3 protein-coding genes are annotated in these 14,929 nt (G+C 76.9%); all 3 read right to left on the minus strand.

Features of this window, described 5'->3' with window-relative positions; translation table 11 throughout:
• Positions 1-350: beta-ketoacyl synthase N-terminal-like domain-containing protein (locus GCL84_RS13475; RefSeq protein WP_197523222.1), on the minus strand; the 350-nt coding region annotated here is incomplete at its 3' end.
• A gap of 2 nt (positions 351-352) precedes the next feature.
• Entirely contained in the window at positions 353-9,511 is a 9,159-nt protein-coding gene (locus GCL84_RS13480; RefSeq protein WP_156755808.1) for a type I polyketide synthase, read from the minus strand.
• 46 nt (positions 9,512-9,557) lie between these two features.
• Positions 9,558-14,924, minus strand: coding sequence for a type I polyketide synthase (locus GCL84_RS13485; protein ID WP_407924390.1), 5,367 nt, complete (start codon positions 14,922-14,924; stop codon positions 9,558-9,560).
• Between the last annotated feature and the right edge of the window lie 5 nt (positions 14,925-14,929).

A 14,929-nucleotide genomic window follows, 5' to 3' on the forward strand; every position in this document is an offset into this window, starting at 1 on the left:
GGGTCGAACTCGGCCGCCCCGTCGACGAACCCGCCCTCGCGCACGTAGGTCTTGCCCACGGCGCCGGGAACCGGGTCGTAGAGCGCGTCGGTGTCCCACCCCCGGTCGTCGGGGAACGGGCCGATGGCGTCGACGCCCGAGGAGACCAGCCGCCACAACGCCTCCGGCGAGTCGACCCCGCCGGGGTAGCGGCAGGCCATCGCCACGATGGCCAGCGGCTCGTCCGAGAACCCCTGAGCCGCTTCCACCTCCTCGAGCCGCTTGCGCGTCTTCTTGAGGTCGGTGGTCACCCACTTCAGGTATTCGCGGAGCTTGGCCTCGTTGCCCGTGCGCTCATCCGGCCCGTTCATGATCACCTCTTGCCGAATTCCTGGTCGATGAAGCCGAAGATCTCGTCGTCGGACAGCCCGCCCAGCTCGTCGGCCTGCTCGGGTTCGGGCTCGGCCGTCTTCGTCCTGCCCAGCAGCCGTTCCAGGCGGCGGACCAGCTCGGCCCGCTCGGCCTCGGCGAGGGTGTCGAGCGCGTCCTCCACCTGGTCGAGCCCGTCGAGGACGGAGGGCTGGCCCGCCGCCACCCGCGCGCGCAGGTGCTCGGCGAGCACGGCGGGGGTGGGGTGGTCGAACACCAGGGTCGCGGGCAGCGCCACGCCCGCCGCGTCGGTGAGCCGGTTGCGCAGCTCCACGGCGGTCAGCGAGTCGAAGCCCATCTCCTGGAAGGCGCGTGCGGCCACCACCTCGGCGGGCGAGGCGTAGCCGAGCACCGCGGCGACCTGCTCGCGGACCAGGTCGAGCACGGCCCGCTCCGCCTCCTGCCCGGACAGCCCCGCGACCAGCCCGGCCAGCCGGGGGCCGTCGGGCCCGTCGACGGCCGGGCCCTGGGCCCGCTCGACGGGCTCGGGGAACAGCCGCGACGGCCTGCCGATGGTGAACAGCGGGAGGAACACGTCCCAGTCGACGTCGGCGAGCGCGACGGTGGTGTCCCCGCGCCCCACCGCGTCGGCCAGCGCCGCGATGGCCAGGTCCGGGTCCAAAGTGGCCAGGCCGCGCTTGCGCCACTGGGCGTCGGCGTCCTCGACCGCCGCCATCCCGGCCTTGCCCCATGGTCCGAAAGCGACAGAGGTCGCGGCCAGCCCCCGGGAGCGGCGCCGCTCGGCGAGGGCGTCGAGGTAGGCGTTGCCCGCCGCGTAGGCGGCCTGCTTGCCGCTGCCCCACAGCGCCGAGATCGACGAGAACAGCACGAACGCGTCCAGCTCGGTGTCGCCGAGCAGGTCGTCGAGGTGCGCGGCCCCCGCCGCCTTGCCCGCCACGGTCGCGGCCAACTCCGCCTCGGTCAGCCCGGCCAGGTCGGAGTACTGGGCGACCCCGGCCGCGTGCACAACGGCGGTCAGCCCCGGGCACCGCTCGAGCAGCCCGGCGACGTCGGCTCGGTCGGCCATGTCGGCGGCCACGACCGTGGTCGGCACGCCCAGCTCCGCGACCAGCGCCGCCGCGCCCGGCGCGTCCGGGCCCCGGCGGCTGCTGAGCACGAGCCGCTCGGCCCCGGACCGGGCCGCCCAGCGGGCGACCTCGGCGCCGAGCCCGCCCGTGCCGCCGGTGACGAGCACCGTGCCGCGCGGTGTCCACGAGTCCCCGGCCACCCCGCCCGCCGCGACCACGCGGCGGCCCAGGACACCGGAGGTGCGCAGCGCGACCTGGTCCTCGGCGGAGCCGGTGAGCACCGAGGCGAACAGCGCCGAGGTGCGCGGGTCCCAGGCGGCGGGCAGGTCGACCAGGCCGCCCCAGCGGTCCGGGTGCTCCAGCGCGGCGACCCGGCCCAGGCCCCACAGCGCGGCCTGGCGCGGGTCGGCGGGGGCGTCGGCGCCCGTGGAGACGCCGCCCCGGGTCGCCCACCACAGCGGGGCGGTGATCCCGGCCGCGTCGAGGTCGCGCAGCAGGGCCACCGACAGGGCCGCCGCCCGGCCCAGGGCGGGAACGTCACCGGGGGCGTCGTCGAAGGCGAGCAGGGACAGCACGCCCGCGTAGTCGCCGGACAGCGCGGAGCCGGGGGCGACGACCTCCGCGGCGCCCCCGTGGGACTCGATGGCGCGCACGCACCCGTCGACCGGGGCGCCCTCGGGGGCGACCACGAGCCAGGTGCCGCGCAGGGCGGGGGCGGGCAGGTCGGTGACCGCCGCCCAGGTGGCCCGGTGCCGCCAGGAGTCGATGGCGGCCAGGTCGCCGCGCCTGCGCCGCCACTGCGACAGGGCGGGCATGACGGTCCGCAGCGCCTCGGTGTCGGACCCGGCCACGGACAGCTCACCGGCCAGGGCGGTGAGGTCGTTGTCGGCAACGGCCTGCCAGAACTGGTCGTCGACGATGGAGCCCGCGGCCGCCACGACCGGGCTCTCGGTGCTGTCGAGCCAGAGGCGGCGGCGCTGGAATGGGTAGGTCGGCAAGTCGACGCGGCGGCCACCGGCGAACGCGGCCGCCCAGTCCACCTCGACGCCCCGGGTGAACAGGGCGGCGATCGCCCCGAGCAGGGCGGTCGGCTCGTCGCGGTCGTCGCGCAGCAGCGGGACGCAGCCCTCGACGAGCGGGGTCAGCACGGCGTCCGGGCCGACCTCGAGGAAGCGGGTGACGCCGCGCTCGCGCAGCCCGGCGATCCCGTCGGCGAACCGGACGGCCTCGCGCACGTGCCGCACCCAGTACTCCGGGGTGGCCAGCTCGGCGGGGTCGGCGAGCAGGTTGGAGACCACGTCGAGCCGGGGCGGGTGGAACTCGACACCGGCCAGGACGGCGCGGAAGTCGTCGAGGACCGGGTCCATCAGTCCGGAGTGGAACGCGTGGGACACGGCGAGCCGCTTGGTCTTGGCGAAGCCCGCCGCGATGGCCAGCACCTCGGACTCGACCCCGGAGACCACCACCGAGTCGGGCGCGTTCACCGCCGCGATGCTCACCCCCTCGGTCAGCTCCACCTCGGACTCGGCGGCCCGCAGCGCGACCATCGCGCCACCGGCGGGCAGCGCGCCCATCAGGCGGCCCCGGGCGGCGACGACGGCGCAGGCGTCGGCCAGCGACCACACCCCGGCCACGTGCGCGGCCACCAGCTCGCCCACCGAGTGCCCGATCAGCGCGTCCGGCCGCACACCCCAGGAGTCCAGCAACCGCACCAGCGCGACCTCGACCGCGAACAGCGCGGCCTGGGTGTAGGCGGTGTCGTCCAGCCCCTCGCCGGTGGTGATGACCTCCCGGATCGACCGGTCCAGGACGGTGTCCAGGTGGGCGCAGACCTCGTCGAGCGCGTCGGCGAACACCGGGAACCGGGCGGCGAGCCCGGCGCCCATGCCGACCCGCTGCGCGCCCTGCCCGGAGAACACGAACGCCAGCCGCCCGCCGCGCGCCTCCCCGGTCACGACCCGCGCGGAGGTCCGGTCCTCGGCGAGGTCCCGCAGCCCCGCGAGCAGCGCGTCCCGATCGCCGACGACAACGGCCCGGTGGCCGAACGTGGACCGGGTGGCGGCCAGCGAGTGCGCGACGTCCAGCGCGGGGGCGCCGATGTCGGCCAGCCGGGCGGCCTGGGCGCGCAGGGCGGACGGGGCCTTGCCGGAGAGCACCCACGCCACCGGCCCGTCGTCGGTCATCGCCTCGACAGGGGCCTCGGTCGCCGGGCTCTCGATGGTGCTCTGCTCGATGATGACGTGGGCGTTGGTGCCGGAGATCCCGAAGGACGACACCCCGGCCCGCCACGGCCGGTCCAGCGCGGGCAGCGCCACCGGCTCGGCGAGCAGCCGCACGGCCCCGGCGTCCCAGTCGACCTCGGGGCTGGGGCCGTCCACGTGCAGCGACCGGGGCAGCACGCCGTGCCGCAGCGCCTGCACCACCTTGATCACCCCGGCGACCCCGGCCGCCGACTGGGTGTGCCCGATGTTCGACTTGACCGACCCCAGCCACAGCGGCTCGTCCCGGTCCTGCCCGTAGGCCGCCAGCAGCGCCTGGGCCTCGATCGGGTCGCCCAGGGTGGTGCCGGTGCCGTGGCCCTCGACGACGTCCACCTCGGACGCGGCCAGCCCGGCGTCGGCGAGCGCCTGCCGGATGACGTCCTGCTGCGAGAGCCCGTTGGGCGACGCCAGCCCGTTGGACGCGCCGTCCTGGTTGACCGCCGAGCCCTTGAGCACCGCGAGCACCGGGTGCCCGAGGCGGCGGGCGTCGGAGAGCCGTTCGACGAGCAGCATCCCCGCCCCCTCGGACCAGCTCGTCCCGTCGGCCCCGGCGGCGAAGGACTTGCACCGGCCGTCGGGGGCCAGGCCGCGCTGGCGGGAGAAGTAGACGAACGGCATCGGCGTCGACATCACCGACACCCCGCCGACCAGCGCCATCGAGCACTCGCCGGAGCGCAACGCGCGCGCCGCCCAGTGCAGCGCGACCAGCGACGACGAGCACGCGGTGTCGACGGTGACCGCCGGGCCCTCCAGGCCCAGGGTGTAGGCGACGCGGCCGGAGACGACGCTGGGCGAGGTGCTGGTGCCCAGGTAGCCCTCGGAGCCGTCGGACGCCTTGAGCAGCAGTTGGGCGTAGTCGCCGCTGGTGGCGCCGACGAACACGCCGGTGCGGGAGCCGCGCAGCGAGGTCGGGTCGATGCCCGCGCGCTCCACGGCCTCCCACGCGGTCTCGAGCACCAGCCGCTGGTGCGGGTCCATGGCGGCGGCCTCGCGCGGGGAGATGCCGAAGAACTCCGGGTCGAAGTCGCCCGCCTGGTAGAGGAACCCGCCGTCGCGCACGTAGGAGGTGCCGGGGCGGTCGGGGTCCGGGTCGTAGAGGGAGTCCAGGTCCCAGCCGCGGTCGACGGGGAAGCCGGAGATGCCGTCCCGGCCCTGCTCGACCAGGTCCCACAGCCCCTCGGGGCTGTCGACGCCGCCCGGGTAGCGGCAGGCCATGCCGACGATGACCACCGGGTCGTCGTCGTCCTCGACGCGGGTGAGCACCGCGGGACCGGTGTCGGCCGATCCGAACAGGACGGTGCCTAGGTGGGCGGTGAGCGCGGCCGGGGTGGGGTGGTCGAAGACGATGGTGGAGGGCAGCTTGACCCCGAGCGCGCCGCCGAGGCGGTTGCGCAGCTCCACGGCCATCACCGAGTCGAGCCCGGCGTCGCGCAGGGCCCGGGTCGGGTCGACGGCGTCGGCCGAGGCCAGGCCCAGCACGGCGGCGACCTCGGCGCGGACGGTGGCCTCCACCGCGCGCAGCCGGTCGGCCCGGTCCCCGGCGTCGAGGCCGACCGGGGCGGCGGGCTCGTCGGCCCCGAGCGCGGCGGCGGCCTCGGCGAGGTCGTCGAGCAGCGGGCGGGGCCGGGAGCTGGCCAGGGCGGGGGCGAGCCGGGCCCAGTCGATGTCGGCGACCACCAGCGCGGTGTCGTCGTCGCCGACCGCGCCGCGCAGGGCGGCCACGGCCAGGTCGGGGCGCATGGGCATGACGCCGAGGCGGCGCAGCTCGGTGTCGAAGCCGCCCGCCTCGACCATGCCGCCGCCGTCCCAGGCGCCCCAGGCCACGGCGGTGGCGGGCAGGCCGCGGCCGCGCCGCCAGTGCGCCACGGCGTCGAGGTGCGCGTTGGCGGCGGCGTAGGCGGACTCGGCGCGGCTGCCCCACACCGCGGCGTTGGAGGAGAACAGCACGAACGCGTCCAGCGCCAGGTCGGCGGTGGACGCGTCCAGGTTCGCCGCGCCGTCGGCCTTGACCGCGAGCACGGCGGCGAGGTCGCCGGCGCCCAGGTCCAGCGCGGGCACCGGCCCGGCGACCCCGGCGGCGTGCACCACGGCGGTCAGGTCGTCCAGCCCGGCGACCAGGGCCCGCACCGCGTCCCGGTCGGTCACGTCGCAGGCGGACACGGTCACCCGGGCGCCGAAGCCCTCGAGCTCGGCGACGAGGTCCGCCGCCCCCGGGGCGTCGAGGCCCCGGCGGCTGGTCAGCACCAGGTGCGCGGCCCCGGCCTCGGCGGCCCAGCGGGCGACGTGGGCGCCCAGCGCGCCGGTGCCGCCGGTGACCAGCACCGTGCCGCGCGGGGCCCACTCGGCCCCCGTCGCCGCGCGCGCCCGCACCAGCCTGCACCCGAACAGCCCGGAGGCGCGCACCGCGACCTGGTCCTCCGGCCCGCCCAGCGCGGCGGCGAGCCGCTGCCTGGCCCGGTCGTCCCAGGCGGCGGGCACGTCGACCAGCCCGCCCCAGCGGTCCGGGTGCTCCACGGCCAGCACCCGGCCCAGGCCCCAGGTCTGCGCCTGCGCCGGGTCGGTCAGCGGGTCGGCGGCGCCGATCGAGACCGCGCCACGCGTCACGCACCACAGCGGCGCGGCGGACCCGGCGTCGTGCAGCGCCTGGAACAGCGCCAGGTTCGCCAGCGGCTCGGCGAGCGCCAGCAGGGACACCACCCAGTCGGCCTCGACTAGACGGCCTAGAAGTCCGGCGAGCTGTTCCCGGGTGGCTCCGGCGGGGGCCTCGACCACGGTCGGGCCGCCCAGGGCGGTGAGCGTCTCCACGACGGTCTCGTGCGCGGCGGACCCGGCGGGCACGACGGCGAGCCACGTCCCCTTGCCCGGGGCGGCGGCCGGGCGCGGCTTCCAGGCCAGCCGGTAGCGCCACGACTCCACAGTGGACGTCTCGCCGCGCGAGCGGTACCACTGCGACAGCATGGGGACCACGGCGGCCAGCGAGGACCGGGCGTCGGCGTCGTCGGCCCCGAGTTCGGCCGCCACGGTGGCCAGGTCGCCTGCGGAGATGGCCGACCACAGGTCGGCGTCGGCGGGCGCGGCGGTCGCGGCCGGGGCCTGGTCGGCGGTGAGCCAGAAACGCTCCCGCTCGAAGGCGTAGGTGGGCAGGTGCGCGCCGCGCACCCCGTCGAACAGCGGTGCCCAGTCGACCGGGACGTCGGCGACGGCGGCCGCGCCGACCGAGCGCAGCAGGCGGGCCAGGTCGCCGTCGTCGCGGCGCAGCGTCGGCACGCACACCGCGTCGGCCGCGATGGCCTCCACGGCCTGCTCGACGCCGACGACGAGCACCGGGTGCGGGCTGACCTCGACGAACGCGGTCGGCCCCTGCGCGGCGACGGCGCGCACGGCGTCGGCGAACAGGACCGTCTGGCGCAGGTTGCGGTACCAGTAGCCCGCGTCCACGCCGGACCCGTCGATCACCTCGCCGGTGACGGTGGAGACCAGCGGGACGCGGCCCGCGACCGGGCGGACCGGGGCGAGCACGTCGAGCAGCCGGGCCTCGACGGCCTCGACCTGGGTCGAGTGCGAGGCGTAGTCGACCGGGACCATCCGGGCGCGCACGCCGTCGACCTCGCACTCGGCGAGCAGTTCGGCCAGCACCTCGCCGTCCCCGGACACCACGACCGACGACGGCCCGTTCACCGCCGCGACCCCGGCCCGGTCGCCCCACGGCGCCAGCCGCTCGCGCACCTGGTCCAGCGGCAGCGGGATCGACAACATGCCGCCGCGCCCGGCCAGCGACTCCGCGATCGCCCTCGACCGCAGCGCCACGACCCTGGCGCCGTCCTCGAGCGAAAGCGAGCCGGCGACGCACGCGGCGGCGATCTCGCCCTGCGAGTGCCCCACCACCGCCGACGGGGTGACACCGAACGACTCCCACACCGCCGCCAGCGACACCATCACCGCCCACAACGCGGGCTGCACCACGTCAACCCGTTCCAACGCGGCCTCATCGCCCAGGACGTCGACCAGGTCCCAGTCGACGAAGGGCGCCAGCGCCTCAGCGCACTGCGCCAACCGCGCGGCGAACACCGGGTGCTCGGCGCGCAGCCGCAGGCCCATGCCGACCCACTGCGCGCCCTGCCCGGGGAAGACGAACACGGCCTGCCGCGGGCCCTCGGCCAGGCCGCGGACGACAGACCCGTCCGGGGTCTCGTCCGCCACGGCGGCCAGCCCGGTCAGCAGCGCCTCCCGGTCGCCGCCGACCACGACGGCCCGGTGCTCGAACCGGGCCCGGCCGCAGGCCAGCGTGCGGGCCACGGCCACCGGGTCGAACCCGGGGCGCTCGGCGAGGAACGCGCGCAGGCCGCGCGCCTGGGCGGCGAGCCCGCCGGGGCCGCGCGCCGAGAGCACCCACGGGACCGCGGGCAGGGCAGCAGGCTCAGCGGCGGCCGGGCGGGCGGGGGCCTGTTCCAGGATCACGTGCGCGTTGGTGCCCGAGACGCCGAACGAGGACACCGCGGCCCGGCGCGGCCGGTCGGCCTCGGGCCAGGGGCGGGACTCGGTCAGCAGCTCCACCGCGCCCGCGGTCCAGTCGACGGCGGTCGAGGGGGTCTCGGCGTGCAGGGTCTTGGGCAGGACCCCGTGCCGCAGGGCCATGATCATCTTGAGCACGCCCGCGGCGCCCGCGGCGGCCTGGGTGTGGCCGATGTTGGACTTGACCGACCCCAGCCACAGCGGCTCGTCGCGGTCCTGCCCGTAGGTCGCCAGCAGCGCCTGGGCCTCGATCGGGTCGCCCAGCGACGTGCCGGTGCCGTGCCCCTCCACCGCGTCCACATCGGACGCGGACAGCCCGGCGGAGCGGAGCGCGGCCTCGATCATGCGCTGCTGCGACGGCCCGTTCGGGGCGGTGAGCCCGTTGGAGGCGCCGTCGGAGTTGACCGCCGAGCCGCGCACGACGGCCAGCACCTCGTGGCCGTTGCGCAGCGCGTCGGAGAGCCGCTCGACGACGAGCACGCCCGCGCCCTCGGCGAAGTTCGTGCCGTCGGCGCCGTCGCCGAAGGACTTGCACCGCCCGTCCGCGGCGAGCGCGCGCTGCCTGCTGGACTCGACGAACAGGTCCGGCCCGGCCATGACCGTGACCCCGCCCGCGAGCGCCATCGAGCACTCGCCGCCGCGCAGCGCTTGCGCCGCCAGGTGCAGTGCGACCAGCGACGACGAGCACGCGGTGTCGACCGTGATCGCCGGGCCCTCCAGTCCCAGGGTGTAGGCGATGCGGCCGGAGACGACGCTGCCCGCGCTGCCGGTGGACAGGTAGCCTTGGGTGCCCTCGGGGACCTCGGCGGCGCGGGTGCCGTAGTCGGCGTACATGGAGCCGAGGAAGACCCCGGTCCGGGTGGCGCGCAGCGCGGTCGGCGCGATGCCCGCGCGTTCCAGCGCCTCCCAGGAGGTCTCCAGCAGCAGCCGCTGCTGCGGGTCCATCGCCAGCGCCTCGCGCGGGGAGATCCCGAAGAAGCCCGCGTCGAACTCGGCCGCCCCGTAGAGGAAGCCGCCCTCGCGCAGGTAGCTCTTGCCCGGCCGGTCGGGGTCTGGGTCGTAGAGGTCGTCCGGCCAGCCCCGGTCGGCGGGGAACGGGCCGAGCGCGTCGGCGCCGTCGGACACCAGCCGCCACAGCGCCTCCGGCGAGTCGACCCCGCCGGGGAACCGGCAGGCCATGCCGACGACGGCGATCGGCTCGCGGCCCCGGCCCTCCAGCTCGGCGAGCCGTTCGCTGGTCTGCTCCAGGTCGGCCACGGCGCGCCGCAGGTACTCGCGGAGCTTGCTCTCGTTGGTCGTCACGGTGTCGCTGTCCCCGCTCGTCGGGCCGGTCGGTCTGGGGTCACGGTCAGGTGCCGTACTTGCTGTCCAGCAGCGAGAACAGCTCGTCGTCGGAGGCCTCGCTGAGCCCCCCGGCGGCGCTCTCGCCCGCCGCGCCGCCCCAGAGCCGGGCCAGCGCCCTGATCCGGGAGCCGATCTCGGCGCGGGCCTCGGCGTCGGGCACGGCCGCGTGCAGCGCGTCGGCGGTCAGCCCGGTCAGCGCCGACTCCAACCGGGCCAGCTCCCGCAGCACGGGCGGCTCGGGGGCCTTGGCCGCGGCCGGGGCGACCCGGTCGCGGACGTGGGCGGCCAGCGCGGCCGGGGTGGGGTGGTCGAAGACCAGGGTCGCGGGCAGCCGCAGGCCGGTGGCCGCGGTGAGCCGGTTGCGCAGCTCGACGGCGGTCAGCGAGTCGAAGCCCAGCTCCTTGAACGCCTGCTCGGCGCCGATGGTCCCGCTGTGCCCGAGGACGGCGGCGGCGTGCCCGCGCACCAGGTCGAGCACCAGCGCGGCGCGCCGGTCCGCCGGGACGGCGGCGAGCCGGTCGGCCAGCGTCGCCGCGCCCGCCCGCTCAGCCGCGGCGCTGATCGAGGGGCGGGCCGGGGGACGGACCAGGCCGCGCAGCACGGCGGGCAGCTCGCCCTTGGCGGCGCGGGCGGCCAGCGCCCGGGGGTCGAGGCGGACCGGGACCAGGTCGGCCCGGCCGTGGCCGAGCGCGGTGTCGAGCAGGTCCAGGCCCTCGGCCGTGCTCAGGCCGACCACGCCCGCGTCGCCGGTGCGGCGCAGGTCGGTGGCGCCCAGGTGCGCGGTCATGCCGCTGGCCTCGGCCCACAGGCCCCAGGCCAGCGACACCGCGGGCAGCCCGTGCGCGGCGCGGTGGCGGGCCAGGTGGTCGAGGAAGGTGTTGGCGGCGGCGTAGTTGGCCTGCCCGGCGCTGCCCAGCACCCCGGCCAGGCCGGAGAACAGGACGAACGCGGTCAGGTCCCGGTCGCGGGTCAGCTCGTGCAGGTGCCAGGCGGCGTCGACCTTGGCGCGCAGCACGGCGGCGAGCCGGTCGGGGGTCAGCGCGTCGAGCACGCCGTCGTCGAGCACGCCCGCCGCGTGCACGACGGTGCTCAGGTCGTCGATCCCGTCGAGGACGGCCTTGAGCGCGTCCCGGTCGGCGGCGTCGCAGGCCGCGATGACGACCTCGGCGCCCAGGCCCGCCAGCTCCGCGCTCAGCTCGGCGGCGCCCTCGGCCCGGTCGCCGGAGCGGCTGGTGAGCACGAGCTTGCGCACACCGTGGCGGGTGGCGAGGTGGCGGGCGACGTGGCCGCCCAGGGTGCCGGTGCCGCCGGTGATCAGCGCGGTACCGGTCAGCTCGGGGGTCGCGCCGCCGGGTGCGGCCTTGGCCAGGCGCGGGACGTGCGCGGTGCCCGAGCGCAGGGCGAGCTGCGGCTCCCCGGAGCGGACGGCGTCGACCAGGGCGCGCGCCGAGGCGTCGTCGTCGTCCAGGTCCACCAGGGTGATCCGGTCGGGGTGCTCGGACTGGGCGGAGCGCACCAGCCCCCACGCGGCGGCGGTGGCCAGGTCGCTCGGGTCGCCCGCGCGGACGTGCACCGCGCCCCGGGTGGCGACGACGAGCCGGGGCCGGTCCGCGTCGGCGACCCAGTCCTGGAGCAGGGCCAGCAGGTCGGCGGTGGCGGCGTGCGCGCCCGTGACCACGTCGTCGGAATCCGCGCCGGGGCAGAAGAAGACCCCGTCGAACCCAGCCGATTTGTCCACAGTGGACAAGACCGTGCAGCGCCCGCCCGCCTTCTCCACGGCGACGGCGATGCCCAGGGCGTCGCCGCCGACGACGGCCCAGTCGCCGGGGGCGTCCGAGCGCAGCGGCAGCGCGGGCCAGTCCACGGCGTGCAGCAGGCCGGGGTCGCTCGCGGCGCGGAGCTGGTCGGGGGTGACCGGGCGCAGCACCAGGGACTCCACCTCGACGACCGGGGCGCCGGTCGGGTCGGTCGCGGTGACCCGGACGGCGCCGTCGCCCACCGGGGACAGCCGCACCCGCAGGCTGGTCGCGGCGGTGGCGTGCAGGGTCACGCCCTGCCAGGAGAACGGGAGCAGCGGGTCGGCCGAGTCCGGGACGAGTCCGCCCAGGGCGTGCAGGGTGCCGTCGAGCAGGACGGGGTGGATGCCGTAGCGGGCGGTCTCGGCGTGCAGCGCCGGGTCGATGACGACCTCGGTGAACACGTCGTCGCCGCGCCGCCACGCGGCCTTGAGCCCCTGGAACACCGGGCCCAGGGCGTAGCCGCTGTCGGCGGAGCGCTGGTAGTGGCCGTCGAGGTCGAGCGCCTCGGCGCCGACCGGCGGCCACACCGCGAAGTCGTCCACGTCCGGCGCGGGGCCCTGCGCGCCGAGCAGTCCACGCGCGTGGCACACCCACGCCCGCCCCTCGGCCCGCGAGTGCACCGACACCGGGCGCTGCCCGTCGGCCTCCGCCGCTCCGACGACCACCTGGAGGTCCACCGCGCCGCGCTCGGGCAGCGCGAGCGGGGCCAGCAGCGCCAGTTCCTCGACCGAGGCCGCGCCCGCCTGCTCGCCCGCGTGCAGCGCCAGCTCCACGAACCCGGTGCCCGGCAGGATCACCACCCCGCCCACGGCGTGGTCGCCGACCCAGCCCAGGCCCGATCGGGAGACCCGACCGGAGAGCACCACCGAGTCGTCCTCGGCCACGGCGGTGACCGCGCCGACGAGGGGGTGGCCCCCGGCGGTCAGTCCCCAGTCGCCGGGGTCGCCCGGCTCGGGGCGGTCGAGCCAGAAGCGCTCCCGCTGGAACGGGTAGGTGGGCAGGTCGACGTGGCCCGCGTCGCCGAACCAGGGGGTCCAGTCGATCTCGACACCGCGGGCGTGGGCCTCGCCGAGCGAGCGGGCGAGGCGGTCCGGGCCGCCGTCGTCGCGGCGCAGGGTGCCCAGCGCGCCGGTCCGGTCGGCCATCGCCGAGACCAGCACCGGGTGCGCGCTGACCTCGATGAACACCGACCCGTCGAGCCGGGCCACGGCCTGGTCGAACAGCACGGTCTGGCGCAGGTTGCGGTACCAGTAGGCGGCGTCGACCTCGGCGCCGGTCAGCACCTCGCCGGTGACCGTGGAGTGCAGCGGCACCCGCCCGGCCCGGGGCGCGACCGCCGCGAGCGCGCCGAGCAGGGTGGCCTCCAACGCCTCGACCTGCCCGGAGTGCGACGCGTAGTCGACAGGCACCCGCCGGGCGCGCACCCCGTCGGCCTCGCAGGCGGCGACCAGCGCGTCCAGCCCGGCGTTGGCGCCGGACACGACCACCGCCGACGGCCCGTTGACCGCGGCGACACCGACCCCGGGGTGCTGGGCCAGCCGCCGCGCCACGTCGGCCTCGGGGGCGGAGACCGACACCATGCCGCCCTTGCCCGCCAAGTCCGCGGCGATCACCTTCGACCGCAGCGCCACCACCCGCGCACCGTCCTCGAGCGACAGAGCGCCAGCGACGACAGCGGCGGCGATCTCGCCCTGCGAGTGCCCCACCACAGCGGAGGGGACGACCCCGTAGGACTCCCACACCGCCGCCAGCGACACCATCACCGCCCACAGCGCGGGCTGCACCACGTCGACCCGCTGCAACGCGGTCTCGTCGCCCAGGACGTCAAACAGCTCCCAGTCCACGAAGGTCTCAAGCGCTCGCGCGCACTCGCCCATCCGCGCGGCGAACACCGGGTTGGCGTCGACCAACCCGCGCCCCATGCCGGCCCACTGCGCCCCCTGCCCGGGGAACACGAACACCGGCTGGCCCCCGGCGGCCTCGCCGACCACGGCCTCACCGCAGGCGATCGCCCGCAGGTCGTCCTCCCCGACCGCGACAGCCCGGTGGGCGAAACGGGTGCGCGCGGCGAGGGTCGTCCCCACGGCGGCCGCGTCAGCCTCCACACCGACGAGGCGGGCGGCCTGCTCGCGCACGGCCTGCTCGGTCCGCCCGGACAGCACCCACGGCACGACACCAGTGGTCGCGGACTCCGGCTTCTCCTGGACCGGGGCCTGTTCCAGGACCACGTGCGCGTTGGTGCCGCTCATGCCGAACGACGACACGGCTGCCCGGCGCGCCCGGTCGACGGCGGGCCAGTCCCGCCGCTCGGTCACCAGCTCGACGCCCGCCCAGTCGACCTTGGTCGAGGGCTGGTCGACGTGCAGGGTCTTGGGCAGCACCCCGTGCCGCAGCGCCAGGACGGCCTTGATCACCCCGGCGACGCCGGAGGCGCCCTGGGTGTGGCCGATGTTGGACTTGACCGAGCCGAGCAGCAGCGGCCCGGCGGCGCGCTCGGCGCCGTAGGTGGCGATGAGCGCCTGCGCCTCGATCGGGTCGCCCAGCGTGGTCCCGGTGCCGTGCGCCTCGACGTAGTCGACGTCGGCGGGGGTCAGCGACGCGGCGGCGAGGGCGTCGCGGATGACCCGCTGCTGCGCGGGCCCGTTGGGGGCGGTCAGACCGCTGCTCGCGCCGTCGGAGTTCACCGCCGAGCCGCGGATGACGGCCAGCACCTCGTGCCCGTTGCGCACCGCGTCCGACAGCCGTTCCAGGGCGATGACCCCGGTGCCCTCGGCCAGGCCCATGCCGTCCGCGGACTCGGCGAACGCCTTGCACCGCCCGTCCGCGGCCAGGCCGCGCAACCGGCTGAACCCGACCAGCGGACCGGGCTCGGCGATGACAACGGACCCGCCGGTCAACGCCAGCGAGCACTCGTCGCGGCGCAGCGCGGCGCACGCCAGGTGCAGCGACACCAGCCCGGACGAGCACGCGGTGTCCAGGGTGAGCGCGGGCCCGCGCAGGCCGAGCACGTAGGCGACCCGGCCCGAGGCCACGCTCGGCGCGGTGCCGGTCACCGCGTGCGCGGCGAACTCCGTGCCGGACTGCAGGGCCAGGGTCGTGTAGTCCTGGCCGGAGATTCCGAAGAACACCCCGGTCCGGCTGCCGCGCAGGTCGCCGGGCCGGATGCCAGCGCGCTCCAACGCCTCCCACGACGTCTCCAGCAGCAGCCGCTGCTGCGGGTCCATCGCCAGCGCCTCGCGCGGGGAGATCCCGAAGAACGCCGGGTCGAACTCGGCCGCCCCGTCGACGAACCCGCCCTCGCGCACGTAGGTCTTGCCCACGGCGTCGGGGTCCGGGTCGTAGAGGGCGGCCGGGTCCCAGCCGCGGTCGGTGGGCAGCGGCCCCACCGCGTCGGTCCCGGCCAGCACCAGCCGCCACAGGTCCTCCGGCGAGCGCACCCCGCCGGGCAGCCTGCACCCCATGCCGACGACGGCGATCGGCTCGTCCGCGCGCGGGGCGGATTCGAGGGCCTCGGCCAGCTCGCGCTTGGTCTGGCGCAGCTCGCCGGTCATCCACTTGAGGTGCTCGAGCACTTTGC

This window comes from Actinokineospora pegani, from assembly GCF_009745975.1.
Taxonomy (GTDB): Bacteria; Actinomycetota; Actinomycetes; order Mycobacteriales; family Pseudonocardiaceae; genus Actinokineospora; species Actinokineospora pegani.